Raw genomic sequence first — 26416 nt, forward strand, 5'->3', positions numbered from 1 at the left:
GCCATCATCGGGACGCTGCCCCATGCTTTCCCTACTGTCGCTGCGCAAGCAGATCGATGCCGGCTCGCTCACACCACGTGAGGCCATCGCCCTCTCCACAGCTGCGATCGCCGAGCACGAGCCTGAGATCCAGGCGCTGGTGAGCCGTAATCCCGTTCCGTTCGTGGCGGAGCAGGGGCCCCTCGCGGGCATTGCGGTGGGAGTGAAGGACATCCTCGACACGGCCGACCTGCCGACGCAGATGGGATCGCCGATCTATGAAGGCTGGCGCCCGCGCGCCGATGCAGCCGCGGTGGCGCGCCTGAGGCGGCTCGGCGCTGTGCCTTTGGCCAAGACCACCACGACGGCCTTCGCCTTCCTTGACCCGACCCAAACCCGCAATCCGCGCCATCCCGGCCATACGCCGGGCGGTTCATCGGCGGGTTCGGCCGCCGCCGTGTCGGCGGGGATGCTGCCGCTGGCCCTCGGTACGCAGACCGGAGGCTCCGTCATCAGGCCGGCTGCCTATTGCGGCGTGGTGGGGATGAAACCGTCCTTCGGGCTCCTACCCACGGTGGGCATGAAGTGCTTTTCCTGGACGCTCGACACGCTGGGCCTGTTCACGGCGGGCGTCGCGGATGCCGCCCTCGCCCTCGCGCAGATGACAGGGCGTCCCGGCATCGACCTTCCCACAACCAATCCGGGTACACCGCGGATTGGTGTCGTCCTGCAAGATTTCTGTGCTGATGCGGAGCCCGAAGCGCTGGATGCCCTCGAACGCGTGCGTGCCGCCGCCGAGGCCATAGGATCCCGCGTGTGTGACGTGGTCCTGCCGGCGGTGTTCGCCGAAGCCTTCGGGTTTCATGGTACGATCCAGGATTTCGAAGCGGCCCAAGCGCTCAATTGGGAATACGCCACGCATCGCGCGAACCTCGGCCCCCTTCTAAGAGCCCATCTCGATGAGGCGCAGGGCGTGTCGCCGAAGGCATACGATGCGTCCTTGAAGGTGGCGAATCGCGCCCGGCGGCAATTGCCCGATCAGTTCGCCGAGCATGACCTGGACGTGATCCTGACGCTCTCAGCGCCCGGCCCGGCGCCGGAAGGATATGCCAGCACGGGCGATTCCCGCTTCAACCGGCTCTGGACGCTGATGGGTGTTCCTTGCGTAACCGTGCCGGTGGGAAGCACCCCGACCGGGTTGCCGCTCGGTGTGCAGGTGATCGCCCGCCATGGCGACGATGCCCGAGCCCTCAAGGCCGCACACTTCGTTCAGACGTTGATGCGTGAGCAGAATCACTGATGCGAGCTATCGCGGCAAGCTAGAGGCTGTCGTGGACCTGAGCGGTCTGGAATACAGATGAGGAGGCATGACCTCTTCGCGCCAAGCCTACCCGTCCGATGTTTCCGATGATGAATGGGTGCGCGGCGCACCGTACCTGACGCTGCTGCGCGAGGATGCGGGGCAGCGTGAGTCTTCGCTTCGCGAGGCGTTCAACGGATTGCGCTACGTGGTGAAGACGGGGGCACCCTGGCGATGGATGCCCCACGACCTCCCGCCCTGGGAAGCCGTCTACCAGCAGGCCCAGCGCTGGCTGACGGCAGGCTGCTTCGAGCAACTCGCCGACGATCTGCGTGCGCTCCTGCGCCTGGCCTCCGGGCGTTCTCCTGAGCCGAGCGCGGCCATCCTCGACAGCCGAACCTTGCGCTCGACGCCCGAAAGCGGCGAGCGGGCCGGCTACGATGGGGCCAAGCGCAAGAAGGGCTCGAAGGTCCATCTGGCCGTCGACACATTGGGCAATCTTCTGGCCCTTCACGTCACCCCCGCCGATGCCGACGACCGGGTCCAGGTCGGGCATCTGGCGCAAGCCGTGCAGGCCACCACCGGGGACAGCGTCGATCTCGGCTATGTCGACCAGGGCTGTACAGGAGAAAAGCCAGCCAAGGCCGCCCGAGAACACGGCATCGAACTGGAGGTCGTCAAATTCCCTGAGGCCAAGCGTAGGTTCGTGCTGCTGCCGCGCCGCTGGGTCGTGGAGCGTTCCTTCGCCCGGGCGACGCGCTTCCGCCGCCTCGTCAAGGATTACGAGCGCTATCCCAGCACACTCGCCGATCTCCACATGGTCGCCTTCGTCTGCCTCATGCTCAAACAGGTCGCTCGACTGACAAGCGGTTGATGACAACCTTCAGCACTACTTTGGAAAAAAAGTATTTTGACCTATATTTGCGCCACAGGCAGAAAAATAGCCTGAGCATTCTGCAATCTCAGGTGCCTCGAACCAGAGGATTTTGACGCGGTTTGAACCTCCACGAAGTTCCATCATGGCTCTTCAGGCAAGAATGCCAAAGTAGTGCTAGCTCGACGCTTCGGGCATCGCGACGAGCGAGCGACCGGTGGCGCGCCTCGGCGAAGCGGCCCATGCCAAACGGAAATGAACCTGGGCATTGTGGGGGCTGATCGACATCTGGGGCGTACCGTCGAGTAGCAACGCCGGCGTCATTCCGCCTTGCCACACGGCCGGAACGCCTGCGATCATTCGACAAAAGACTTGATTAGAGTGCGCCTCGCTTGGCAAAGCCCCCCTTCGCCAGCGTGCACGCAGCTGCGTAGTGTCGCTGCGCGCAGGAACAATAGGTTATGCGGATCGTCACGAGCGTTGTCCTGCAAGTGATTGCCATCGCGCTCCTCTGTCTAGCCTGTGCGGTCGTGTGGGTCGTTCTCGACGTAAACCGGACCATCGAAGCCGATGCGACTTCCTCGGCCGATCGGGTCGTGCGCGAGGTGCAAGAGTTTGGCTGGCGCGAGCTGACGTGGCGCGGAAGCGCGGGGCGCAACGCCAAATACGCGTTTCCGGACTGGCGCAGCTCCGATGTTCTGCGCGTCATCAGTCCGGGTTATTGCGTCACGATTACATGGCTCGACGAGACGCCGCGGCGCCTGTGCGGGAACGAAACGGAAGTGAGCCCCGAGCCGCCGGAAATCTTCGTCCGGCTCTACACCATGATCTTCGGCGAAAGCCGACCCGTCGAGCGGCATCTTCTCGTCAATCGGCGCAGCGTCGGGACCGTCTCGGCGGTCGCGGATCATGCCGCCGTTCTGCGCAAGGCCTGGCGTCAGGTGAGCGTCGAGTTCCTGATCGCGGCCACGATGTCGGGCGGTATCTGCCTCCTCGTCGTACTGGTGGTCGGACACGCCCTGATGCCCGCGGAGATCATCACCGGCGGATTGCGACGGCTCGAGACCGGCGACCTCACCGTGCGTTTGCCGGCGTTCCGGACACGCGAGTTCCAGCATATCGCGCGGGCCTTCAATGACCTGACGGGACGCCTGGCCCTCACGACGCAGCAGCGCGCGACGCTGACCAAGCGACTCTTCATCGTGCAGGAAGAAGAGCGCCGTTCGCTGGGCCGGGACTTGCACGATGAGTTCGGTCAATGCCTCACCGCGACCTCCGCTCTCGCGGGGGCCATCGCCGCCGGGACCCGCGGCGACCGTCCGGACATTGCCGAGGATGCCGGGGAGATCGGCGTCCTGACCGAGCGCATGATGCAGACGCTCCGCAACGCGCTCGCTCGCCTGAGGCCTCCCGAACTCACCGAAATGGGGTTGGTGCGTTGCCTCGATCATCTCGTCGCCACCTGGAACGCGCGCAGTTTCTCCCCCCAGGCCGCCTCCACCGCACCGTCGAGCGGGAGCGCCCGTCCGGTCTTCCGCCTCGACATCGTGGGTGATCCCGGAATCGTGCCCGAACCCGTGGCCCTGGCGCTCTATCGCATCGCGCAGGAGTGCCTTACCAACGCTGTCCGGCATGGGCGGCCGAGCGAGGTCAAGGTGAGGATCGTTTGCGCATCGGAGCCGGCGCGGGCCGTGTCGCTCATCGTCGAGGATGATGGCGGCGGGGATCCGGCCGACCTGACCGTGGGCGGCGGTCATGGGATCCTTGGCATCCGGGAGCGGGTGGTGGCCCTCGGCGGCGTCCTTTCCATCGGGGCGGCGCCAATGGGGATCCGGATCGAAGCCACGATTCCCTGCGCGGCCGGCTCTGTCGCATCCCATCTGGATCACCCGGCGTGAGCGGCCTCTCGATCATGCTCGTCGACGATCATCCCGTGGTGCGCGCCGGCTACCGCAAGTTCCTCGAGCGCCAGGGCAGCTACAGCGTGACGGCGGAGGCCGAGAACGCCATGGACGCCTACCGTCTCTATCGGACCAAGGGCCCCGACGTGGTGGTCATGGACATCAGCCTGCCGGGGGCCAGCGGCTTCGAGGCGATCCGGCTCATTCGCGGGTTCGACCGGACGGCCCGCATCCTCGTCTTCACCATGCACCAGGGCGCTCCCTTCGCCCTCAAGGCCTTCGAGGCCGGCGCCATGGGCTACGTGACGAAGAGCAGTCCCCCCATGGAGCTGATCACCGTCATGGAGGCGGTGGCCAAGGGCGAGCAGGCGGTGAGCGTCGATATCGCCCGGGAGATCGCCGCCGAGCGCCTGTCGGGCCGGACCTCGCCGCTCAAGGATCTCGGGCCGCGCGAAATCGAGGTTCTGGGCCTCGTCGCCTCGGGCCTCACCACGGAGGCCGTCGCGAATGCGCTCTCCCTCAGCCAGAAGACGATCCAGAACTACAATTCGGGCATCAAGGCGAAGCTCGGTCTCCAGACCGATGCCGAACTCGTCTGGTTCGCCATCGGTGCGGGGCTGCTGAAGACCCGCCAACCGCTCGAAGCCGAGGCAGCTTCGAGCGAGGCCTCCGAGGCGAACGAGCGCACGCGCGGATAGATCGGGAAAATATCCCAGCTCCGATCGGGACGGCCTCCCTACGCAAACCGCGTCTCTTAAGAGCTTAATGAGCGTGTCCGAGGCGGCCTTCAATCGAGCCGGCGAGTAGCGCCGCTCGAAGCCCTTGATCATTGTAGAGAGAATCGATGAAGTCGGTTTGGTTGCATGGCTCCGTTCTGAGCGCCCTGGCTCTGTCCGGCGCGTCGCTGGCCGTGGCCAACGAAGACGTCCTGAAGCGCACAGCCGATCCGGCCGAGCAGGTTCTGCAGACGGTCGACTATGCCAACACGCGCTATTCGAAGCTCGACCAGATCAACGCCGGCAACGTGAAGCAACTGCAGGTGGCCTGGACGTTCTCGACGGGCGTCCTGCGCGGCCACGAGGGCTCGCCGCTCGTCGTCGGCAACATGATGTACGTCCACACCCCCTTCCCGAACATCGTCTACGCCCTCGACCTCGACAAGGACGGCGTCATCGTCTGGAAGTACGAGCCCAAGCAGGATCCGGCGGTCATCCCGGTGATGTGCTGTGACACGGTCAACCGTGGTCTCGCCTATGCCGACGGCGCGATCATCCTGCACCAGGCCGACACCACCGTCGTCTCGCTCGATGCCAAGTCCGGCAAGGTGAACTGGTCCGTCGTCAACGGCGACCCCAGGAAGGGCGAGACCAACACCGCGACAGTTCTGCCGGTCAAGGACAAGATCATCGTCGGCATCGCGGGCGGCGAGTACGGTGTGCGCTGCCACATCACCGCCTACGATTCCAGGACGGGCAAGAAGGTATGGCGCGGCTATTCTATGGGGCCGGACAGCGATCTCATCGTCGATCCTGAGAAGACCACGTCGCTCGGCAAACCCATCGGCAAGGATTCCTCGCTGAAGACCTGGGAAGGCGATCAGTGGAAGACGGGCGGCGGTTGCACCTGGGGCTGGTTCTCCTACGATCCCAAGCTCGACCTGATGTATTACGGGTCCGGCAACCCCTCGACCTGGAACCCCGTCCAGCGTCCGGGCGACAACAAGTGGTCCATGACCATCTGGGCACGCAACCCCGACACCGGCATGGCCAAGTGGGTCTACCAGATGACCCCGCACGACGAGTGGGACTACGACGGCATCAACGAGATGATCCTCACGGATCAGACCATCGGCGGCAAAGAGCGGCCGCTCCTCACCCACTTCGATCGCAACGGCTTCGCCTACACGATGGACCGAAGCACGGGTGAATTGCTGGTGGCGGAAAAATTCGATCCGGTGGTGAACTGGGCCTCCAAGGTCGACATGGATAAGGGCTCCAAGACCTACGGCCGGCCGCTGGTCGTCGATCGGTATTCGACGGAGCAGAACGGCGAGGACACAAACTCCAAGGGCATCTGCCCCGCTTCGTTGGGCACCAAGGACCAGCAGCCTACTGCGTTCTCGCCGAAGACCAGCCTGTTCTACGTGCCCACCAACCACGTCTGCATGGACTACGAGCCGTTCCGGGTCTCCTACACGGCGGGCCAGCCCTATGTCGGCGCGACGCTGGCCATGTACCCGGCTCCCAACGGTCACGGCGGCATGGGCAACTTCATCGCCTGGGACAACATCAAGGGGAAGATCGTCTGGTCCAACCCCGAGCAATTCTCGGTGTGGTCGGGCGCTCTCGCCACTGCCGGTGACGTGGTGTTCTACGGCACGCTCGAAGGCTACCTGAAGGCTGTCGACTCGAAGACCGGTAAGGAGCTCTACAAGTTCAAGACCCCGTCGGGCATCGTCGGCAACGTGATGACCTACCAGCACAAGGGCAAGCAATTCATCGGCATCCTGTCGGGTGTCGGTGGCTGGGCCGGCATCGGCCTCGCGGCCGGTCTGACCGACCCGAATGCCGGTCTCGGCGCGGTGGGTGGCTACACCGCCCTGTCCCAGTATACCAATCTCGGTGGCCAGCTGACCGTGTTCGCGCTGCCGAACTGAGTGTCTCACACCAAGCTCCCGCCGACCGGAGCGGCTGGCGGGCGTTTCACGAGGCGCTGCGAGATCCATTCCCCAAGGAATGGTGTCCTTGATATCGGCATGACTAGGCCGGTATCTCCAAGTCCAGGGTTTCGTCTCAACACCGGATCCCACTGGGTCTCGAAAGAGATCTTTGAAACGCGAGGGGATATTTGCGACGGACTCGTCCGGAATCGTCTTCTGTCTTGCAAAAAACCTCCGCCCCTCCACCGCCAGACAGACCGGACCGGCGAGCTCCTCGACGGAGCTCGCCGTTTCTTTTTAAGACACGCCGGTTGAAGCGAAACCTAAATGAGGGTTCTTTCCGGGTTGATGGCCCGCAGATCTGCCAAACCAGGGATGTTCACCTAGTAGTAGGCGTGGATCGTAGCTTCAAGATCATTTGTTTGTTCGAAGACGCCGCGTTGCAGACGCTGTCGGGTCAGGAGGGCGAACCAGCCCTCGACGAGGTTGAGCCACCAAGCGGATGTCGGCGTGTGCAGCGGCTGATCAAAGTCCCGGCTTGGATGTCGAGGGCGGCGAACAGGTCGGTCGTGCCCTGGCGGCGATAGTCATGGGTTCGACGCTCCGGCTGGCCAGGTCGCATCGGCAGTACGGGCGCGGTGCCGGTCAGTTCTTGGATCTGCGACTTCTCGTCGACGCACAGAACCACGGCCCGATGCGGCGAAGCCATATAGAGGCCGACGACGTCCCGGACCTTGTCGACGAAGGCGGGATCGGTCGAGAGCTTGAAGGTCTCGGTCCTGTGCTTTGTATCTGGCCCAAATACCGGGCGGGGGTAATCTCCTTCCTGTCCGGTCTCGGATAGCAAATCACAGGAAGCAGACGTTCGCTCGGGAAGCGGGGTTTGGCCGCGACCCACATTTGCGCCATTCGACTCCGGTCATGGCCGGGGACCCCGAAGCGCTCACTGGCAGGCTCCCGCCTGTCAGATGCTTGGGTGCCGGCCGCGGACTGTGCTGACGCCCTCCAGTACCGCGGCGGCATGCAGAATCGTTGTCTCTGCCTGCCAGCGCCCCACCAACTGCACGTTGATGGGCATACCCTCCCGGCTGGTCCCGAAGCGCATAGACAGGCCCGGCAGGCCGGTCACGTTGAGGGGCACGGTCGCGCCTTGCAGGTAGGTCAGGTCGACGGTCTCGCCGTTGACGACGAGTTCGGTGATGCCGTGTTTGTGCGCCGGCACCGGCAGCACCGGGGTGAGAAGGACGTCGTAATCTCGGAAGTAGGTCGCATAGCCGTCCCGGAGACGCTCCGCCGCCTGTTCGGCCGCGATGTAATCCTCCATCGAGGTGTCGGGCAGCGACAGCATGGTCTTGGCCATCGTGTACATCTGGTCCTCGTGCCCGGCGGTCGCCTCCCGGAAAGCCGGCTTCATCTCCATGACGTGGAGCTTGTTGAACACGTCGAGGGCGAAATCCCGCTCCAGCGCCGGGATATGGACCTCCTCTACGTGGTGACCCTCGTCCTTGAGCGCCTCGGCCGCCGCCTTGACGGTCGCCGCCACCTCCGTGTCGATGGGACCGAAGCCCGGCCCGACCATCCAGCCAACCTTGAGCTTGCGATCCGGCACGGTACCAACGCCGGCATCGAACGGAACGGCGCTGGTCGCGAAGGCGTCCAGTCCGTCGGGGCCTGCCAGCTGCGAGAAGGCGAGCGCGAGATCACGAATGCTGCGCGCCATCGGGCCGACGTGCCAGAAGCGGCGGGGCGCCCGCGGCCAGATGCCAGTCATCGGCACACGTCCGTGCGTCGCCTTCAGCGAGACGATGCCGGTCTGAGCGGCGGGACCCCGGATCGAGATGGCGAGATCGGTGCCGAGACCGAGGGGTGACATGCCCGCCGCGATGGCAGCCGACTCGCCGCCGCTTGAGCCACCGGGCGTGCGGTCGAGGTCCCAGGGATTGTTCGAGCGGCCGGAGAGCAGGTTGTCGCTCTCGATCCAATAGGAGAACTCGGGAAGGTTGGTCTTGGCGAGCAGGATGCCGCCGGCCTTCTTCATGCGCGCGACGCTGGTCGCGTCGGTGTCGGGGACGCGGCCCTTGAAGATGGGCGAGCCGCGCTGGGTCATCACGCCGGCCGTGTCGATGGAGTCCTTCGCGGTGAACGGCACGCCGTGCAAGGGGCCGAGTTCCCTGCCGGCCATGATCGCCGCCTCGGCCTCCTTCGCGGCGGAAAGCGCCCCCTCTGCGATGGTGACGATGGCGTTGACCTTGGGGTCAACCGCCGCGATGCGGTCGAGATGTGCCTGCACGACCTCGACTGGCGAGACCTGGCGCGTGCGGATCAATTCGGCGAGACGGGTCGCGTCCGAGAAGACGATGTCGGCTGACATGGGCTGGGGTCCTTCGAGGGCGCAGATGCAGGCGGATCGCCCTGGCCTGGCCGGGCGACGATCATGGGTGGGGCGGGATCGGTCGGGCGCGGGCGCCGGCGAGGGCGCCCGCCTCCTCAGCTCCGCGCGAGGTGGGCAAAGAGACGCTCGGCGGCCGGGCCGGACGAGGCCGGGTTCTGGCCGGTGATGAGCAGGCCGTCGGTCACGACGAAGGGTCCCCAGTCGGCTCCCTTGGTGTAGAGGCCCCCGTTCCGCTTGAGCTCGTCCTCGACCAGGAACGGCACCACCTGGGTGAGGCCGACGGCCTCCTCCTCGGTGTTCGTGAAGCCGGTGACCTTCCGGCCTTCGACGAGGGGCTTCCCGCCGGCTGCCTTGACATGGCGCAGGACGCCGGGGGCGTGACAGACCAGGGCTACGGGCTTGCCGGCTCCGAGCGTCGTCTCGATGAGCCTGATCGAGGCCGGATCCTCTGCGAGGTCCCAGAGGGGCCCGTGACCGCCGGGATAGAAGACCGCGTCGAAGCCCTCGTGGCCGACGGCATCGAGCCTACCCGTCTCGGCGAGCACCGCCATGGCCGCCGCGTCGGCTTCGAAGCGGCGTGTCGTGTCGGTCTGGAAGCTCGCCTCGGCGCTCTTCGGATCGAGGGGTGGGCGGCCGCCCTCGGGCGACACCAGGACCACCTCCGCCCCGGCATCCTTGAACACGTAGTAGGGGGCCGCGAGTTCCTCCAGCCAGAAGCCGGTCTTGCGGCCGGTGTCGCCGAGGCGGTCGTGCGAGGTCAGCACCATGAGGATCTTCATTGTCGTTCTCCGTGTCTTTCGCTTGGGTGCGAGAAAAGTCTTGTGTGTCGGGCCGTCCGCCGGTTCTGCGAACGGCACCGGCCCGGGGATGGTGGGCCGGAGCTACCGTGTCGTCGCGGTGCGTTCCGCGACGGGTTCGCGCGCCGGGGCCGCCCGCGCGGGGCGGAGCTCGGGGTTCGCCGCGCGGACCTCCTCGAACCGGGCCATGCGGACCGCGCCAATGGTCTCCAGCGTTATCCGCTCCTGCGCCGCAGCTTCCCGCAGAGTCAGGACTGCCATCAGTCCGGCGGTGGCGAAGGTCGAGGCGGTAAGTGTTGTCGTGCGGTGGGGCATCGGTTTTCTCCCTCTGAGTGGTCGGTTCACCCGCCGGGCCGGGGACGATGGCTCGTCCAGACGGAAGTAGACCAGTCGTCTTGAATTCAGACGTATAGAAGACGGCACTCCGTGCCGTCAGAACGGCATGGATCAGGGTGACGCGAGGCCGAGGATGCGCCGGGTCGTTCCCATGGCCGCCTCGAACGGTGCGTCGGTCCGGACGATCTTGGCCATCAGGCTCGCACCGAGCCAGACGTGGTACAGGTCCTCTGCGGTCGTCGACGGCTCGCTCTCGATCCCGAGCGAACCCTCTGCCACGCCTGCCGCGATGGACCGCGAGAGCCTTTCGATAATCGCGGCGGTGCCGCCCTTGAGGGCGATGCGCATCGCCTCGGACAGGTCCGAGACTTCCGCCGCGAGTTTCACCGCGAGACATTTGCGCTGGTAGTCGACGCTCCCCTGCGTGGCCTGCCATTTTCGCCAGTAGTTCATCAAGCGTTCGGCATGACTCAGCCCCGGCTCTGCAAGCGTCGCGTCGAGGCCGGCGAGATAGGTTTCGAAGTAGTCCGCCAGGAGAGCCTCCCCAAAAGCCTCCTTGGAGCCGAAGTAGTGGTAGAATGACCCCTTGGGGACACCCGCCGAGGTCAGGATCTCGTTGAGTCCGACCCCGGAGAACCCTTTCGCGCCCACGAGGCCGTAGGCGGTATCGAGGATGCCCTGTCGTGTGTCGGTGTGTGCAGTGACGCGTGCCATAGCCCTCAATTAATTGAAATTAGACCGGTCGTCTAGAAGGCGCGCTACATTTTTTGCTGGAAGGACTTTTTGTGGTGCGTGCCGTCGGGCCAGCGAAACGATCCCGCCGCGATTCTCTTGGGCGGGGCAGGATCCCATAGTGGGGAACTACACCGCAGCTACGAGCAGGAAGCGCAAGGACACTGTCCTTCCTCGCCGCCCCGGGATCAGGTCCCGGGCTTGGACATAGCGACGAGGTCCACGTCGACCCCGACCTCGAGCGCCACCCACTGCCCGGAAGCCCAGGCACCCTGTCCGACGCCGAACTCCGTGCGGACGAGGCCGACATGTCCGGTTGCGCGGGCCTGGCCCTCGCCAAGCGAGAAGTGGAACGGGAGCGTGAGCGGTCGGCTCGTGCCCCTGATCGTCAGGGTGCCCACCGCCTCGTAGTCGCCATGGCCCTTGTCGATGAACCGCGTAGCCTCGAAGCGGGCCTGGCTGGCCGACTTCACGTCGAACCAGTCCTTCTGCGGCAGCGCCTCGTCGCGCTGGACGTCCCCGGTGCGGGCGCTCGCCATGTCGATTAGCACCGTGGCATGCCCGGCCTCCGGCTTGGCGGGGTCGAAATCCACCTTCGCCTCGAAGCGCTCGAAGCGCCCGGAGAACGGGGCGCCGACCTGCACGCCCGAGAACCGGATCGCGCTCTTGGCCGGATCGACCGCCCATTCCGCAGCTGCGACCGGCGAGGCGACCGCTTGCAGGGCGATCAGGAGGCATAAGGCTCGCGGGTTCATCGGATCGCTTCCATGGGTTCGGACGATGTCGCGGGTCCGCGTCCGGGCAGCATGCGGCGCAGGACGTCGTCGCGGAGGATGAGGTGGTGGCGCAGCGCGGCCGCCACGTGCAGCACGAGGAGCGCGGTCAGGAACCACGCCCCGTAGGCGTGGACGAGCTTGAGGACTCTCTCGACCGCGGCCGCATCCGGAAGGAGCGGGGCCAGGGGCAGGTGGGGCCACGGCACGAGGCCGTACAGCACCGTGGGGATGTTGAAGGGCGACAGCGAGACGACCGCCCACCCGGTGAGGGGCAGGCCGATGAGCAGAAGGTAGAGCAGGCCGTGCGCCGCGCCGGCCGCCCGACGCTCATGGGCCGGCATCCCGGCCGGATGCGGGGGCGGCCGATGCACGACGCGCCAGGCGAGGCGCAGGGCCGTCAGGACCAGGACGGTGATCCCGACCGACTTGTGCCACTGGTAGAGCTGGAACTGGCGCATCGGCGCCAGCCCTGCATGTGTCATGACCAGGCCCATGCCGATGAGGGCGAGCACGCAGAGCGCGCTCGTCCAGTGCAGAAGGATGGCCACGACGGTGTAGCGCCGCGCGGACAGGCCGGACACCATGGCCGCTCTCCTCGCTTGGTGTCAGTCCTGACGCTCGAAGGCGCCCGCGATGGTGAGGTGCAGGTCGTCGCCGATCAGCGGGACGTAGGTCTTCACGCCGAACTCAGAACGCTTGAGCGTCCCGGTCGCCTCGAAGCCGACCGTGACCTTCTTGTTGAGCGGGTTCACGCCCGCACCGACCAGGGTCACGTCCAGCGTCACCGGCTTGGTCACGCCATGCAGGGTGAGGTTGCCCGCGACCTTGGCCTTGTCCTTCCCCTCGGGCGTCACCTTGGTCGAGACGAAGGTCATCTCGGGGAACTTGCCCGCGTCGAGCCACTGGTCGCCCTTGAGTTCGCCGGTGAGCTTGTCGCTGGTCGTCGTCACCGAGGCGACGGGGATCTTGATCGAGAGCTTCGAGGTGGCCGGGGTCTTCGGCTGCAGGTCGAGGGTGCCGGAGACGTCCGAGAAGCCGCCGGCATAGTTCGAGAAGCCCATGTGGGATACGCGCCAGCCGACCTGGGTATGGCCGGGATCGACGGCGTAGGTGCCGGCCTGGATCTGGGCAGGGTCGCGGGTCGGCGGCGTCTGGGCCGACGCACCACCGCCGAGGACGGTGGCAAGGGCGAGACTTGAAGCGAGAAGGAGTTTCATGGTCGTCTCCGAGACGGAATCGAACTGCTGTGAACGGGAGGTCGGGAAGGAACCGCAACCTGACGACGATCCGAATAGTCCCGTTGGCAGGCCGCGTAGAGCCTGCTATCTCGCACCACATGGTTGCGAGAACGGAAACCTTCGGCGGCAATCTCGACGACCTGCGGGCGTTCTGCGCCGTCGTCGATCTCGGCACCGTCACGGCGGCGGCAGAGAGCCTGCGCGAGACCAAGGGCAGCGTCAGCCGAAGACTCTCACGGCTCGAGACCGCCCTGGGTGCTACTTTGATGGCGCGCCATCCTCGGGCGGTATCGCCGACGGCGGAAGGCCTCGCCTTCCACGCCAAGGTCCAGGAATGCCTGGCTCTCCTCGATGAAGCGGCGGAGACGGCCCGCGACGCACGGACGGTGCCGGCAGGACACCTGCGGATCACCACCTCCGTCGACTTTGGCATCGAGGTGATGCCCGACATCGTCGCCAGCTTCAGAGAGGCCTACCCGCAGGTCACGGTCGAGATGCTGAACACCGATACGCGCCTCGACCTGGCGGCCAATCGGATCGACCTCGCCCTGCGACTGGGGGACGTGGAGGAGACGGGCTACCGGTCCACCCGGATCCTGGACGTCTGGATGGCGTTATATGCGACGCCCGCCTACCTCGCCTCGAAGCCGGCTCCCACAGCGCCTGCGGCCTTGGCAGAACACGACGTGATCCTTGCGCGCGAACGGCCCGGCGTGATGGGCATCCTTCTCAACGACGGCAGAGGGCGCACGGAACAGGTCGGCATCCGTCCCGCCATCCGGGCAAGCGACTTCGCGACGACACTCAGACTGACCCTGGCCGGGGCGGGCATCGGGCACCTCCCGAGCTTGATCGCTGCCCGTGGCTTCGAAGCGGGCCTGCTCGTTCGGGTTCTCGAGCCCTGGGCCACCACGGGCGGGGCATTGAGGGCGGTGAGCCTGGCGGGACGGGAGTTGCCGGCACGCGTACGCCTGTTCCGCGAGCATGTGCGCACCGAGATCTCGAAGCGGTTTTCCGTGAATTCCATGCAGCGATAGAGGATTAGGGCGGCGAGTTTCCTACGGGAGACTCTCGGCGCTCCCGCGTGTGAACGAGCCTCCGACTCCTCTTTGGGGAAGGGCAGGGACAGAGGATCTGCCTCAAACATTCAAGGTAGAAGGTAAGATGATGCGGCGATGAATGACGTCGGCTAGCGACGAGCCGTTACTAAATTTTATCGGCAGCATCTTCCTAAATCTAAAGCTTACGAATAAGTAATTCCTTGCTTTGCGGCGATACAGATTGCCTCGATGGGAATTTAGTACAGAAAGTCGGCCGCTCCCGATTGCCGAATGAAAAGTTCATAGGTATTCTGCGACTCACAACAGTTTTTAAAATATGATACACAGTTAAAAATTCATGAGTTAGTCTATAATACATACAAATATAGCTCCCAATGAGACGATTCAGGAAAGCATCCGAGGCATGGCCGCGCATACGCCGTCCGAAACTGAATTGATTATTTCATTGTACTAATTCTAATATTGATAGCATCACGACTCTGCGTGAATTGCCTCTTGTGTGTGTAACGGATTTTTGCAATCCGATCATTTACGCGCATCTGTTCCAGGATGCTTTAACTCGGCACTCGAAATGCTCCGCGTTTCCCGAACGCAGTCCGAACAGGAGTCCCGGCTCAGCATACTTTATCGCACCCATCGCGAGGCACTTTTGCGGTTTCTCGGTCGGAAAGTGGGTGTTCACGAAGCCTCCGATCTCGCGCACGAGACGTTTCTTCGGGTGGCCCATGTCGCCCTGGACGATCCCCCGCTGCAGAACGAACGCGCATTCCTATTCAAGGTCGCGGCGAACTTGGCGATAGATCATCGGCGAGCCGAGGCACGTCGGGCATGCCTGCTCAGCGCGGATGACATTGCCGCCCATCTTTCGGTGCCGGATGACGCACCGGGACCTGACCGGGATGCCAAGGCACGAGCCGATCTCCGCTGTCTGACGCAGGCGCTGTCCGAGTTGCCGCCTCGCCGGGCGACTGCATTCCGTCTCAGCCGGATCGAGGGCATGAGCCATGCGGCCATAGCCACGCATCTCGGTGTTTCGCTCCGCACCGTCGAATCGGAGGTTCGGATGGCACTGGACCATTGCGCCGAGCGCTTACGGATCGATCACCATGGACGCTGATTGCGGGGCGGCACGGGCGGAGGCGTCTACCATCGTAACGGCCCGCAACCGAGGGGCTGTGTTGCAGAGTCATACCAATGACCAGCGAAGGCTCCGAGGATCCGGTCGGATCGGCTGTCCACGCCGTCGCTGCGGGAAAGTGGCCCTTGCACGCCGCAGTCTCGGAATGCTCTTGCGGCGTGCCCACGAGGAGAAGGCGCGAAAGCTATGACCGCCGGGGATCACGATCGTGAAGATGGGTCCGGCGACCTAGCGGCCGTCGAAAGGGAGGCTCGTGCCTGGATCGTCAGATTGACGTCCGGGACAGCAACGCACGCCGATGCCGAGGCCCTCACCGCATGGCGCGCGCGGCCCGAGCACGATGCCGCCTTCCTTGCCGCGTCGAAGCTGTGGCGCCAGGCCGGCATCGCGCTCCCGAAGCAGGTCGCCCCCACCCTTATCCGGGTGGCACCGCGTGGCATCTCCCGCCGCCGGATTCTCCGGGGTGCGGGTCTGGGCATCGCCTCGGCCTCCATCGCCGCGAGCGGGGCTGCCTTCCTTGTGAACTGGCCCGAACTGAGCGCGGATTTCCGAACAGGCACCGGAGAGGTGCGGACGGTCGATCTGCCGGGAGGGGTGCGGATCGAGCTCGATGCCGAAACCGCCCTCGATGCCCGAACAGCCGAAGCCGGCACTCTCGTCCTGCATGCGGGGGCCGTCGCCGTCACGGTCCCCGCCGATGCGCGTCCGATCTTCCTGACGGTCGGTCCGGCGCATGTGGCCACGCGTCCCGGGATGGCGACGGAGTTCGTCGTTCGCTGCCGTCCGGCCAAGGGGCTCACCGGTTGGACCGGCGGGACGGACGCCGAGCTTTCCTGCCTCTCGGGCTCCGTCGAGGTGATCGCGGAACCGGGCGCGCCGCCGACGGTGCTGGCCGCCGGCCAGGGGGTCGACACGACGCGCGGGGCAGGGGGCGTTCATTCCATCGACACGGCGACGACAGCGGCGTGGCGGCGCGGCCTTCTCGTCTTCCGCGATACGCCGTTGTCCCAGGTGGTCGACGATCTCAACCGCTATCGCCCCGGTCGGATCGTGCTGGGCAGTTCGGCGGCTTCAATCCGGCGGGTGACCGGCATCTTCCACCTGTCCCGTCCGGAAGAGGCACTCACGAACATCCGCACCGCCCTCGCACTCTCCGAATTCAGACTCAGCGACCGGCTCGTCATCCTGCGCTGACCCGTCACGGACTTTTCTTGCGGGGTGACGGGCTCCGCAGCGTCTCAAGAGTCAGACGGGCGATCACGACCCGTCGCGCAGCGGTGGCAAGCCGCCTTGAGACGATGGGGCTGATGACGGTGCGGCGTAGCAGACAAGACCGGGGACGGGACCAGTACCGGATGGCCATTGGATTGAGCGGTCTCGCGACATTGGTCGCCGCCCTGCCGGCTCCGGCTTCGGCAGCGATCGAGCATGCCGGCACGGCTGCAGCGATGGGTCGACCACACCTCGTCCAGGCATCGGCGCTCATGCCGGCCCAGGACACGGAGATCGACTTCGCCCTTCCTGCCATGCCCCTCGACGAAGCCCTCGCGGCCTATGGCACGGCCAGCGGCGTCCAGCTGATCTATGACAGCAGCGCCACCCGACATCTGCGCTCGGTCGCGGTCGTCGGACGCTACGACCGTGCGGAAGGGTTGCGGCGGCTCCTGGCCGGCACGGGACTGACGCCCCAGTTCACCGCCGAGCGCTCCGCCACCCTCCTGCGCGTGGTGGCACAGGCCGATGTCGTCGCCCCGGATCAGGCCGGGGCCGTAGCCCTCGACGTGCTGGAGGTGACGGGTGAGAACGCCATAGGTCCCGTCCACGGCTATGTCGCCCGCCGCAGCGCCACCGCGACCAAGACCGGAACGCCGATCCTGGAGACCTCACAGGCCATCAACGTGGTCGGGCGCAAGGAGATCGAGGACCGTCAGGCCCAGAGCGTCAGTCAGGCCCTGCTCTACACGCCCGGCGTGATGAACCAGTACGGCACGGATGTGCGCTATGATTGGCTCTACGTCCGAGGCTTCGTGCCGGGCCGCTACCTCGATGGATTGCGGCTACCCTTTGGTGCTCGAGGCTACTCGCAACCGCGTGTCGAATCCTATGGTCTCGAGCGTGTCGAATTGCTGAAGGGGCCGTCATCGGGACTGTATGGTCAGAATTCCCCAGGGGGCCTGCTCAACCTCGTGAGCAAGCGCCCGACGGCGACGCCGCTGCGTGAAATCCAACTCCAGACCGGCAGTTTCGGGCGTGCGCAGGCCGCTTTCGACCTGTCCGGGCCGATCGATCCGGATGGCAAGATCCTCTATCGACTGACCGGTCTGGCCCGCACCACGGGGACGCAACTCGACTATCTCGAGGAAGACCGCGTCTTCATCGCGCCGAGCCTCACCCTGCGGCCGGATACCGATACGTCCCTGACGATCCTGTCGCAGTATCTCAACATCGACTCGCCCGGCGGGGGAGCGCCGCAGGGCCTGCCCGCCCTGGGCACGCTCTACGCGAACCCTAAGGGGCGCATCCCCACGAACCGTTTCATCGGAGAGCCGAATTACGACCGGTTCAAGCTGCAGCAGGGCTTCATCGGATACGCGTTCGAGCATCGCTTCAACGACGTCTGGACCGTCCGGCAGAACCTGCGTTACTCGCATGTCGACGCCAATACCCAGCGTGTGCAGGCAATCGGCCTCGGCGCCGATAACAGCACGCTCTCCCGCTACGCCTGGGCCTTCCCGGAGCGGTCGGACCTGTTCAACATCGACAACCAGGCCGAAGCCCGCTTCTCCACCGGCCCCTTCGCGCATACGCTTCTCCTCGGTGCGGATTATCTGCGCGAAGACGCCCGGTACGACGAGTCCCAGCTACGGTCCGTGCCCTCCCTCGACGTGTTCGCCCCGGTCTATGCCGGCACGGTCACGCGTCCCCCGCTCGGCACGCGGATCACCCAGGGACGAAACCAGACCGGACTCTACGCGCAGGACGAGATCCGCTTCGGCGGCTTCCGCCTGACCGTCAGCGGGCGTCAGGACTGGGCCGACGCGGTGACCCGCACGACGAATGCCGCGAACGGTGTGCTTTCCCAGGTAAAACAGGATGACGCCGCTTTCACGGGCCGCGTCGGGCTGAGCTATCTGCTGGATGGCGGCTTGGCCCCTTACATCAGCTACGCCACCTCGTTCCAGCCCACGGCCGGCACGGACCGAGCCCTCCAGCCCTTCGCACCGACGGAGGGTGAGCAGATCGAAGGCGGCATCAAGTTTCAGCCCCCCGGCACGAACCTCCTCATGACGGGAACGGTGTTCGATCTGACGCAGAAAAACGTTCTGACACCGGACTCGGTGGATTTCCGGTTCAATACGCAGACCGGCGAGGCTCGCGTCCGCGGCGTGGAACTGGAGGTCAAGGCCAGCCTGACCGAAAGCCTCGACCTGATCGCCTCCTACGCCGCCATGAACAGCGAGATCACCAAGGCCAATGCAAACGCGGCCGGGGCAAGCATCATCGGGAACGAACTTCCCTTCGTGCCCCAACACCAGGCGTCGGCCTGGCTCGACTACACGGTCCGAACGGGCGATTGGGCCGGGCTCGGTCTCGGGGCGGGCGTGCGCTACATCGGTGCCTCGGTCGGGGACAACGCCAACCTCTACCATATCCCGGTCGTCACCTTGGTCGACGCGGCCGTTCGGTATGATTTCGGCTACCGCTACCCAGCGCTCAAAGGCGTGGATCTCGCGGTCAATGCGACGAACCTGTTCGATAAGACCTACGTATCGACCTGCATCGCCGCGACCGGCTGCTTCTACGGCAATCGTCAAACCGTGCTGGCGACGCTACGCTACCGCTGGTGAATCGCTGAAGAGAAATTAGGCCCAAGCGCATCGATACTGATACTTCGCTTGGGCCCCATTGATTGTGCTTGTTGATTGAATTTTAATATTTAGGCAAAAGCGCAAAGCTTATCTGCTTTGCGCTATCAGTTTAGCAATTCCCGGTAACCTGCGTTGCCGCGCTCGATCACATCGTCGGGTCGCCGACGCCAGTGAAGGTATGTTGCGGCAAGCGCCGACGGGTCAGGCCGGAGAAGAAGCCCTGAATTGTGTCAAGGAGGCGCTTGACCTTGCCGTGGCGATGATGCTGCGTGCCGCGGCCGAGCAAGGTGCCGTACAGAACGTTGAAGGCGGCAAACAGCGCTGCTGTTTATGCCCATCTCTTCATGAAGGAAGTCGCTGTGATCGTAACTCACTTCCTCGAATGCACGGGCTATGCAGAGCAGCGCCCTGTCTCGGCCTTCCGATGAGTTGCAGCCCCGATGATCGTCCGTCCTGTGCCCATGGAGCCAACGGCAGGCAGATCGTGGGGCATCCGGACAAGGTCGCTGGTACCACCACTTCGATCCAGCGATGATACGTATCCATGGACGTGCCGGCGATGACCGTGGGCCAGGGCTTGGCCTGAGCAAAGGGATAAGGGGTGCACGGGGATCGGGCCCACTCATCACCGATAAGAGGAGCGCGAGATCGGTGACGTTCCGCGCCATGGGACCATCCGTGGCAAGTTGCTGGATATAGCCCTCCGGACCCGGCAGCGACGGGCCCCCTGCCCATGGATGGCCGGAACCCGAAGATACCGTTCCAGCAGCCGGCAATGTCGCCACTATCGGCCATGGGCACCATGCGCAGGGCCGTCGCGACAGCGTTATCCTGACCCAGCAAAATGGTCCGCGCTGAGCGCAGGTTTTTCGGGCATTGAACCGCCCCGGGTTTTTCGGAGGCTCCATCCTCTCAAGAGTTGGAGCCTCCGAAAAACCCGAGGCGGTTCACATACGGTCCTTAACAGTCTCAAGATGCCTGCCAGGCCGGTATGCCTTGCATGGAGCCGAAGGCTCGACAGCCCATAAAGCCCTGGCCGAACAGAATGGATCGGCCAGGGGGTGTCGCGCCGCTTACGCCACCAGGAAGTCGAGGTGGGTCAGTGTTTCCTTCGTGCCGATGACGGCAAACTGGACGGCGGTGCTGGCCGTGCCGTTGCCGTCGGCGTCGTAGGAAAGCGCGCCGGTCTTGTGGTTGTAGAGAATGCGGTCGGTCGCATCCACCACGGCACCGGCATTGCCGAGATCCTTGAACGCGGCCTCCGCAAGCTGGCCTGTGGCGAGAGCGCTGAACACTGCCCGAGCCAGTTGGATCGTGTCCTCCGGCACCGAGAAGTCGGCGAGGCGGTCGACATTGGCGGAGCCGAGGTTCGACGAGAACACGAACGTATCGCTGCCGTCCCTGCCGTTGAGCACGTCGGCACCGGCGCCACCGTTCAGCACGTTGGCGCCGTCATTGCCCACCAGCTTGTTGGCGGACGCGTTGCCGGTGAGGTCGATGGCGGCCGTGCCGGTGTCGCTCGTGGTCCTCAGCGTCTCGACCTCCTGGCCGGCCAACAGCGTATAGGTCACGCTGGTCTTGACCGTGTCGATGCCCCCGTCAGCCGCCTCGAGGACGCGATCACCGGCATCGTCGACGATGTAGGTGTCGTTACCGGCGCCGCCGTAGAGTTGGTCGGCTCCCCCGCCGCCGTTGAGGACGTTGTCGCCGTCATTACCCACGAGCTTGTTGGCGAACTCGTTGCCGGTAAGCTGGATGGCGGTCGTACCGGCGTCGCTCGTCGTCCTCAGCGTCTCGATCTCCTGGCCGGCCAACAGGGTGTAGCTCACGCTGGTCCTCACCGTGTCGGTGCCACCGTCAGCGGCCTCGACCACACGGTCGCCGGTATCGTCGACGATGTAAGTGTCGTCGCCAGCGCTGCCGTAGAGCTGGTCGGCTCCCTTGCCGCCGTTGAGGACGTTGTCGCCGTCATTGCCCACGAGCTTGTTGGCGAACTCGTTGCCGGTGAGCTGGATGGCGACCGTGCCGGCATCGCTCGTCATCCTCAGCGTCTCGATCTCCTGACCGGCTGCCAGCGTGTAGCTTACGCTCGTCATCACCGTATCGCTGCCGCCGCTTACCGCCTCGAAGACACGATCACCGGCATCGTCGACAATGTAGGTGTCGTTACCGGCCTTGCCGTAGAGCAGGTCGGCTCCCTTGCCGCCGTTGAGGACGTTGTCGCCGTCATTGCCCACCAGTTTGTTGGCGAACTCGTTGCCCGTGAGCTTGATGGCGGTCGTGCCGACGCCACTCGTGGTCCTCAGCGTCTCGATCTCCTGACCGGCTGCCAGCGTGTAGCTCACGCTCGTCATCACCGTATCGCTGCCGCCGCTTGCCGCCTCGAAGACACGATCACCGGCATTGTCGACGATGTAGGTGTCGTCGCCGTCATACCCGGAGGCCCTCGTCCCCGGGCCGGTCAGCAGGAAGATATTGTCGCCCGCATCACCCTGGTTGGAGCCAGTGACAGTCACACGCAAATGCGCGGAACCGGTGGCACCCTGACCGTCGGAGAGCGTGTAGAGGAAGTCGTCGACGACGCTTGCTCCCACCGCGACCCGGCCCTCGGTATTGGCTTCGTACGTGTAGCTGCCGTCCCCCTGCAGGGTCAGCGTGCCGTAGCGGCCGGCGATCACAGTGGTACCGTCGACGGCCGTCTTGGCCGTACCGGCGGTTACCGCCCTGATCGCGGTGATCGTCAGGATGCCGCCATCGGAGTCGATGTCGTTGCCGAGCACGCCACTCGCCACGGAACTTCGCTGAACAACCTCGATCACGTCATCGGTCACGACGGGGGCGTCGTTGACTGAGGCGAGAGTCAGCGCCCGGGTCGCTGCCGTGACGGCCGTGCCGTCGCCGACATCGTAGCTGAGCGTGACCAAACCGTTATAGTCGGCGTCCGGCGTAAGCGTGAAGGTCCCGCCCGTGATCGTCACCGTGCCATGATCGGCCCTCAGGTTCGTGACCGCGAGCGTTGCGCTGTCGATGTCGGTGAAGCCCTTCAGTAGGTCGGAGAGCCGACCCGTATAGGCAGCGTCCTCTCTGCCGGCCGCCAGGGTCGCCTGGGTACCGGTGAGTCGCGGGGCGTCGTTCACCGCCTCGAGGGTCATGCTCAGGGTGGCGGGGATGGACGTCGTGCCGTCTCCGACGTTGTAGCTGATGACGAGCGGGCCGTTATAGTCGGCGGCCGGGGTGACGGTGTAGCCGCCCGCCCCGTTGCTCACGATCGTGCCGTGATCGACGCTGAGGCCGGAGAGGACGAGGGGAGTGCCCTCCGGATCGGCGAAGCCCTGCAGCAGATCGGCCGCCGAGACCGTGAAGACGGTGTCCTCCGTACCGGCCGCCAGAGTCGCCCGGGTGCCGGTGAGGCGCGGTGCGTCGTTCACCGCCTCAAGGGTGGTGGTCAAGGTGGCGGGGGTCGAAGCCGTGCCGTCGCCGACACTGTAGCTGATCGTGATCGGGCCGTTATAGTCGGCCGTCGGGGTGACGGTGTAGCCGCCCTCCCCGTCGCTGACGATGGTGCCGTGATCGACGCTGAGGCCGGAGAGGACGAGGGTCGTGCCCTCGGGATCGGCGAAGCCCTGGAGCAGCTCGGCCGTCGTCACCTTGAAGGCGGTGTCCTCCGTACCGGCCGCCAGGGTCGCCTGGGTGCCGCTGAGAATCGGCGCGTCGTTCACCGCCGTGATCGTGACGGTGGTGGTGCCGGTGGTAGTCCCGACGCCACCCGAGCCCTGGGCGCCGGCATTGCCGTCCGAGAACGTCCAGACCAGCGTGGCGGAGGTCGGAGGCGTGTCGGAGGTGTTGGCGTAGGTGACGGCGCGTGCCACCGCGTCGGCGAGCGCCGAGGTGGCGACGTTCGTGCCGGTGAAGGTGATCGTGAGCGTGCCGGCCGTGTCGGTGAAGGTGGCGAAGGTCGCCCCATTCGCGTCGCGCAGGCTGTTGCCCGAGACCGTGAAGCCCGAGGCGTCGAAGCCGAACGCGTCCTGCGCGTCCGCCCCGCCTTGGCGGGCCAGCGTCAGCGTGGCGCCGGCATAGTCGCCCAGACCGCCGTTCAGCGCGTCGAGGTCGACATCGGAGAGGGTGACGTCGGCGTCGAGGCGAACGCTGTTGCCGTTCTCGGTGAACGCCACCGTGCCGCCGAGCGAGTTCGGGGCGTTGAACGTGGTGTCGAGGCTGCCGTCCGCGTTGTAGCGTACCACAGCGACGTCGTAACCGGTGCCGCTCCCGATGCCGTAGCCCGCGACGACGATCTTTCCGTCCGCCTGGACCGTGATGCTTTTGGCAACGTCCTCCGCCGTGCGGTCGCTGACCGGGGTGAGGATCTTGCCGGTCCCGTCCGGGCCGAAGCCGGTGTCGAGGCTACCGTCCGCGTTGTAGCGCACCAACGTGAAGTCGGTGCCGCCGCTGCCATTGCCTTCACCCGCGACGAGGATCTTGCCGTCCGCCTGGACCGTGACGCTGTAGGCAAAGTCCGATGCCGTGCCGGTGCCGACCGGGGTGAGGATCTTGCCGGTCCCGTCCGGGCCGAAGCCAGTATCGAGGCTACCGTCCGCGTTGTAGCGCACCAGTGCGAAGTCGTAGCCGGTCCCGCTGCCCTGGCCGTAGCCCGCGACGACGATCTTGCCGTCCGCCTGCACAGTGACGCTGTAGCCGGCGTCGTTCGACATGCCGGCGCCGACCGGGGTGAGGATCTTGCCGGTGCCGTCCGGGCCGAAGCCGGTGTCGAGGCTGCCATCCGTGTTGTAGCGCACCGCAGCAAAGTCTTGGCCGTTGCCCCAGCCGGAACCCACGACGACGATCTTACCGTCCGCCTGGAGCGTGACGCTGTTGCCCTGGTCTGACGCCGTGCCCGCGCTGATCGGAGTGAGGATCTTGCCGGTTCCGTCCGGGCCGAAGCCGGTGTCGAGACTACCGTCCGCGTTGTAGCGCAGCAGCGCGAAGTCTTGGCCTTCGCTGCCCTCGCCGTAACCCGCGACGAGGATCTTGCCGTCCGCCTGGACCGTGACGCTGTTGCCCTGGTCGCTCGACAGGCCGGTGCCGACCGGGGTGAGGACCTTTCCGCCCGTGCCGAAGGTGGTGTCGAGGCTGCCGTCCGCGTCGTAGCGCACCAGCGCGAAGTCGTAACGGTTGCCGGCACCTACGCCATACCCCGCGACGACGATCTTGCCGTCTGTCTGGAGCGCGACGCTCTGGCCATAGTCTGACGCCGTGCCGGGGGCGGCGGGGGTGAGGATCTTGCCGGTCCCGTCCGGGCCGAAGCCGGTGTCGAGGCTACCGTCCGCGTTGTAGCGCACCAGCGCGAAGTCGGTGCCGCCGGTCCCGTCGCCATAGCCCGCGACGAGGATCTTGCCGTCCGGCTGAACCGTGACGCTTCGGCCGGTGTCTGACGATCCGTCGGCGCCGACCGGGGTGAGCACCTTGCCGGTCCCGGCGCCGAAGAACGACGGCGCGTCGTTCACGGCCGTGAGGGTGGTGCTCAGGGTGGCGGGGATCGACGTCGTGCCGTCGCCGACACTGTAGCTGATGACGAGCGGACCGTTGTAGTCGGCGGCCGGGGTGACGGTGTAGCCGCCCGCCCCGTCGCTCACGATCGTGCCGTGATCGACGCTGAGGCCGGAGAGGACGAGGGGAGTGCCCTCCGGATCGGCGAAGCCCTGCAGCAGCTCGGCCGCCGAGACCGTGAAGGCGGTGTCCTCCGTACCGGCCGCCAGGGTCGCCTGGGTGCCGGTGAGGCGCGGTGCGTCGTTCACCGCCGTGATCGCCGTGGTCAGGGTGGCGGGGATCGTCAGCGCGCCGTCACCGACGCTGTAGCTGATGACGAGCGGGCCGTTGTAGTCTGCCGTCGGGGTGACGGTGTAGCCGCCCGCCCCGTCGCTCACGATCGTGCCGTGATCGACGCTGAGGCCGGAGAGGACGAGGGCGGTGCCCTCGGGATCGGCGAAGCCCTGGAGCAGCTCGGCCGCCGAGACCGTGAAGGCGGTGTCCTCCGTACCGGCCGCCAGGGTCGCCTGGGTGCCGGTGAGGCGCGGGGCGTCGTTCACCGCCTCGAGAGTCGTGCTGAGGGTGGCGGGGATGGAGGTCGCGCCGTCTCCGACGCTGTAGCTGATGACGAGCGGGCCGTTGTAGTCGGCGGCCGGCGTGACGGTGTAGCCGCCCTCCCCGTCGCTGACGATGGTGCCGTGATCGACGCTGAGGCCGGAAAGGACGAGGGCCGTGCCCTCGGGATCGGCGAAGCCCTGGAGCAGCTCGGCCGCCGTGACCGTGAAGGCGGTGTCCTCCGTGCCGGCTGCCAGGGTCGCCTGGGTGCCGGTGAGTCGCGGGGCGTCGTTCACCGCCGCGAGGGTGGTGCTCAGGGTGGCGGGGATCGACGTCGTGCCGTCTCCAACGTCGTAGCTGATGACGAGCGGACCGTTGTAGTCGGCGGCCGGCGTGACGGTGTAGCCGCCCGCCCCGTTGCTCACGATCGTGCCGTGATCGACGCTGAGGCCGGAGAGGACGAGGGGAGTGCCCTCCGGATCGGCGAAGCCCTGCAGCAGTTGGACCTCCGTCACCGTGAAGGCGGTGTCCTCCGTGCCGGCCAGGGTCGCCTGGGTGCCGGTGAGACGCGGGGCGTCGTTCACCGCCTCGAGGGTCGTGCTCAGGGTGGCGGGGGTCGACGCCGTGCCGTCGCCGACGCTGTAGCTGATCGTGAGCGGGCCGTTATGGTCTGCCGTCGGGGTGACGGTGTAGCCGCCCGCCCCGTTGCTCACGATCGTGCCGTGGTCGACGCTGAGGCCGGAGAGGACGAGGGCGCTGCCCTCGGGATCGGCGAAGCCCTTGAGCAGCTCGACCGTCGTCACGGTGAAGGCGGTGTCCTCCGTGCCGGCCAGGAGCGTCGCCTGGGTGCCGCTGAGAATCGGCGCGTCGTTCACCGCCGTGATCGTGACGGTGGTGGTGCCGGTGGTAGTCCCGACGCCTCCCGAGCCCTGGGCGCCGGCATTGCCATCCGAGAACGTCCAGACCAGCGTGGCGGAGGTCGGAGGCGTGTCGGAGGTGTTGGCGTAGGTGACGGCGCGTGCCACCGCGTCGGCGAGCGCCGAGGTGGCGACGTTCGTGCCGGTGAAGGTGATCGTGAGCGTGCCGGCCGTGTCGGTGAAGGTGGCGAAGGTCGCCCCGTTCGCGTCGCGCAGGCTGTTGCCCGAGACCGTGAAGCCCGAGGCGTCGAAGCCGAACGCGTCCTGCGCGTCCGCCCCGCCTTGGCGGGCCAGCGTCAGCGTGGCGCCGGCATAGTCGCCCAGACCGCCGTTCAGCGCGTCGAGGTCGACATCGGAGAGGGTGACGTC

The 26416-nt window shown here is 65.9% G+C and carries 17 protein-coding genes and 1 pseudogene; 9 read left to right on the plus strand and 9 right to left on the minus strand.

Annotated elements, in window-relative coordinates; translation table 11 throughout:
• Positions 1-22: 22 nt before the first annotated feature.
• The 5 genes from FV220_RS06540 (at position 23) to xoxF5 (ending at position 6710) form a co-directional block, all read left to right on the plus strand.
• Positions 23-1279 carry an amidase gene (locus FV220_RS06540; RefSeq protein ID WP_147830279.1) on the plus strand — a complete coding sequence of 419 codons (1257 nt, stop codon included), beginning with the start codon at positions 23-25 and terminating at the stop codon, positions 1277-1279.
• A 67-nt stretch (positions 1280-1346) separates the two neighbouring features.
• Positions 1347-2153 (plus strand): IS5 family transposase, encoded by an 807-nt coding sequence (locus FV220_RS06545; RefSeq protein ID WP_147830281.1) that lies wholly within the window; start codon positions 1347-1349, stop codon positions 2151-2153.
• A gap of 596 nt (positions 2154-2749) precedes the next feature.
• Complete coding sequence (locus tag FV220_RS06550) at positions 2750-4051, plus strand: histidine kinase (RefSeq protein WP_238253673.1); 1302 nt, start codon at positions 2750-2752, stop codon at positions 4049-4051.
• Positions 4048-4752 (plus strand): response regulator transcription factor, encoded by a 705-nt coding sequence (locus FV220_RS06555; protein ID WP_056147119.1) that lies wholly within the window; start codon positions 4048-4050, stop codon positions 4750-4752. Before FV220_RS06550 ends, FV220_RS06555 begins: the two co-directional genes overlap by 4 nt.
• A gap of 146 nt (positions 4753-4898) precedes the next feature.
• The gene (xoxF5, locus tag FV220_RS06560) at positions 4899-6710 is read left to right on the plus strand and encodes a lanthanide-dependent methanol dehydrogenase XoxF5 (RefSeq protein WP_147830283.1); all 1812 of its coding nucleotides are present in this window, start codon (positions 4899-4901) and stop codon (positions 6708-6710) included.
• 434 nt (positions 6711-7144) lie between these two features.
• Here the strand turns inward: xoxF5 and FV220_RS06565 are convergent.
• The 8 genes and pseudogenes from FV220_RS06565 to FV220_RS06595 form a co-directional block, all read right to left on the minus strand.
• Positions 7145-7497: pseudogene (locus tag FV220_RS06565) on the minus strand (IS630 family transposase); the annotation flags it as partial.
• Between the two features lie 180 nt (positions 7498-7677).
• Entirely contained in the window at positions 7678-9084 is a 1407-nt protein-coding gene (locus FV220_RS06570) for an amidase (RefSeq protein ID WP_147830285.1), read from the minus strand.
• A gap of 116 nt (positions 9085-9200) precedes the next feature.
• The gene (locus tag FV220_RS06575) at positions 9201-9884 is read right to left on the minus strand and encodes a type 1 glutamine amidotransferase domain-containing protein (RefSeq protein ID WP_056147127.1); all 684 of its coding nucleotides are present in this window, start codon (positions 9882-9884) and stop codon (positions 9201-9203) included.
• Between the two features lie 102 nt (positions 9885-9986).
• A complete protein-coding gene (locus FV220_RS25410) occupies positions 9987-10163 on the minus strand; it encodes a hypothetical protein (RefSeq protein WP_162238968.1) in 177 nt (58 codons plus the stop codon).
• A 186-nt stretch (positions 10164-10349) separates the two neighbouring features.
• Positions 10350-10952, minus strand: a complete 603-nt coding sequence (locus tag FV220_RS06580; RefSeq protein WP_147830287.1) for a TetR/AcrR family transcriptional regulator — start codon at positions 10950-10952, stop codon at positions 10350-10352.
• A gap of 206 nt (positions 10953-11158) precedes the next feature.
• Complete coding sequence (locus tag FV220_RS06585; protein WP_056147133.1) at positions 11159-11725, minus strand: YceI family protein; 567 nt, start codon at positions 11723-11725, stop codon at positions 11159-11161.
• Entirely contained in the window at positions 11722-12330 is a 609-nt protein-coding gene (locus FV220_RS06590) for a cytochrome b (RefSeq protein WP_147830289.1), read from the minus strand. The genes FV220_RS06585 and FV220_RS06590 overlap by 4 nt, the downstream gene beginning before the upstream one ends.
• A 21-nt stretch (positions 12331-12351) precedes the next feature.
• Positions 12352-12963, minus strand: a complete 612-nt coding sequence (locus FV220_RS06595; RefSeq protein WP_147830291.1) for a YceI family protein — start codon at positions 12961-12963, stop codon at positions 12352-12354.
• 119 nt (positions 12964-13082) lie between these two features.
• Between FV220_RS06595 and FV220_RS06600 the strand changes: the two genes are divergently transcribed.
• The 4 genes from FV220_RS06600 (at position 13083) to FV220_RS06615 (ending at position 19031) form a co-directional block, all read left to right on the plus strand.
• Positions 13083-14021, plus strand: a complete 939-nt coding sequence (locus FV220_RS06600; protein WP_147830293.1) for a LysR family transcriptional regulator — start codon at positions 13083-13085, stop codon at positions 14019-14021.
• Positions 14022-14616: 595 nt separating this feature from the next.
• Positions 14617-15162 (plus strand): RNA polymerase sigma factor, encoded by a 546-nt coding sequence (locus FV220_RS06605; RefSeq protein ID WP_056147142.1) that lies wholly within the window; start codon positions 14617-14619, stop codon positions 15160-15162.
• A 207-nt stretch (positions 15163-15369) separates the two neighbouring features.
• Complete coding sequence (locus FV220_RS06610) at positions 15370-16377, plus strand: DUF4880 domain-containing protein (RefSeq protein WP_147830295.1); 1008 nt, start codon at positions 15370-15372, stop codon at positions 16375-16377.
• Between the two features lie 83 nt (positions 16378-16460).
• Positions 16461-19031 carry a TonB-dependent siderophore receptor gene (locus tag FV220_RS06615; RefSeq protein WP_246689392.1) on the plus strand — a complete coding sequence of 857 codons (2571 nt, stop codon included), beginning with the start codon at positions 16461-16463 and terminating at the stop codon, positions 19029-19031.
• A gap of 1094 nt (positions 19032-20125) precedes the next feature.
• On the opposite strand, the gene FV220_RS06625 is transcribed toward FV220_RS06615, so the two are convergent.
• Positions 20126-26416: cadherin-like domain-containing protein (locus FV220_RS06625; protein ID WP_147830297.1), on the minus strand; the 6291-nt coding region annotated here is incomplete at its 5' end.

The sequence above is a fragment of the Methylobacterium sp. WL19 genome (genome assembly GCF_008040005.1).
Taxonomy (GTDB): Bacteria; Pseudomonadota; Alphaproteobacteria; order Rhizobiales; family Beijerinckiaceae; genus Methylobacterium; species Methylobacterium bullatum.

Excerpts from the sequence above, each read along its gene's own strand:
- FV220_RS06540 (WP_147830279.1), top strand. The coding sequence starts at position 23 with ATGCTTTCCCTACTGTCGCTGCGCAAGCAGATCGATGCCGGCTCGCTC.
- FV220_RS06545 (WP_147830281.1), top strand. The coding sequence starts at position 1,347 with ATGACCTCTTCGCGCCAAGCCTACCCGTCCGATGTTTCCGATGATGAA.
- xoxF5 (WP_147830283.1), top strand. The coding sequence starts at position 4,899 with ATGAAGTCGGTTTGGTTGCATGGCTCCGTTCTGAGCGCCCTGGCTCTG.
- FV220_RS06570 (WP_147830285.1), bottom strand. The coding sequence starts at position 9,084 with ATGTCAGCCGACATCGTCTTCTCGGACGCGACCCGTCTCGCCGAATTG.
- FV220_RS06575 (WP_056147127.1), bottom strand. The coding sequence starts at position 9,884 with ATGAAGATCCTCATGGTGCTGACCTCGCACGACCGCCTCGGCGACACC.
- FV220_RS25410 (WP_162238968.1), bottom strand. The coding sequence starts at position 10,163 with ATGGCAGTCCTGACTCTGCGGGAAGCTGCGGCGCAGGAGCGGATAACG.
- FV220_RS06580 (WP_147830287.1), bottom strand. The coding sequence starts at position 10,952 with ATGGCACGCGTCACTGCACACACCGACACACGACAGGGCATCCTCGAT.
- FV220_RS06585 (WP_056147133.1), bottom strand. The coding sequence starts at position 11,725 with ATGAACCCGCGAGCCTTATGCCTCCTGATCGCCCTGCAAGCGGTCGCC.
- FV220_RS06590 (WP_147830289.1), bottom strand. The coding sequence starts at position 12,330 with ATGGTGTCCGGCCTGTCCGCGCGGCGCTACACCGTCGTGGCCATCCTT.
- FV220_RS06595 (WP_147830291.1), bottom strand. The coding sequence starts at position 12,963 with ATGAAACTCCTTCTCGCTTCAAGTCTCGCCCTTGCCACCGTCCTCGGC.
- FV220_RS06600 (WP_147830293.1), top strand. The coding sequence starts at position 13,083 with ATGGTTGCGAGAACGGAAACCTTCGGCGGCAATCTCGACGACCTGCGG.
- FV220_RS06605 (WP_056147142.1), top strand. The coding sequence starts at position 14,617 with ATGCTCCGCGTTTCCCGAACGCAGTCCGAACAGGAGTCCCGGCTCAGC.
- FV220_RS06610 (WP_147830295.1), top strand. The coding sequence starts at position 15,370 with ATGACCGCCGGGGATCACGATCGTGAAGATGGGTCCGGCGACCTAGCG.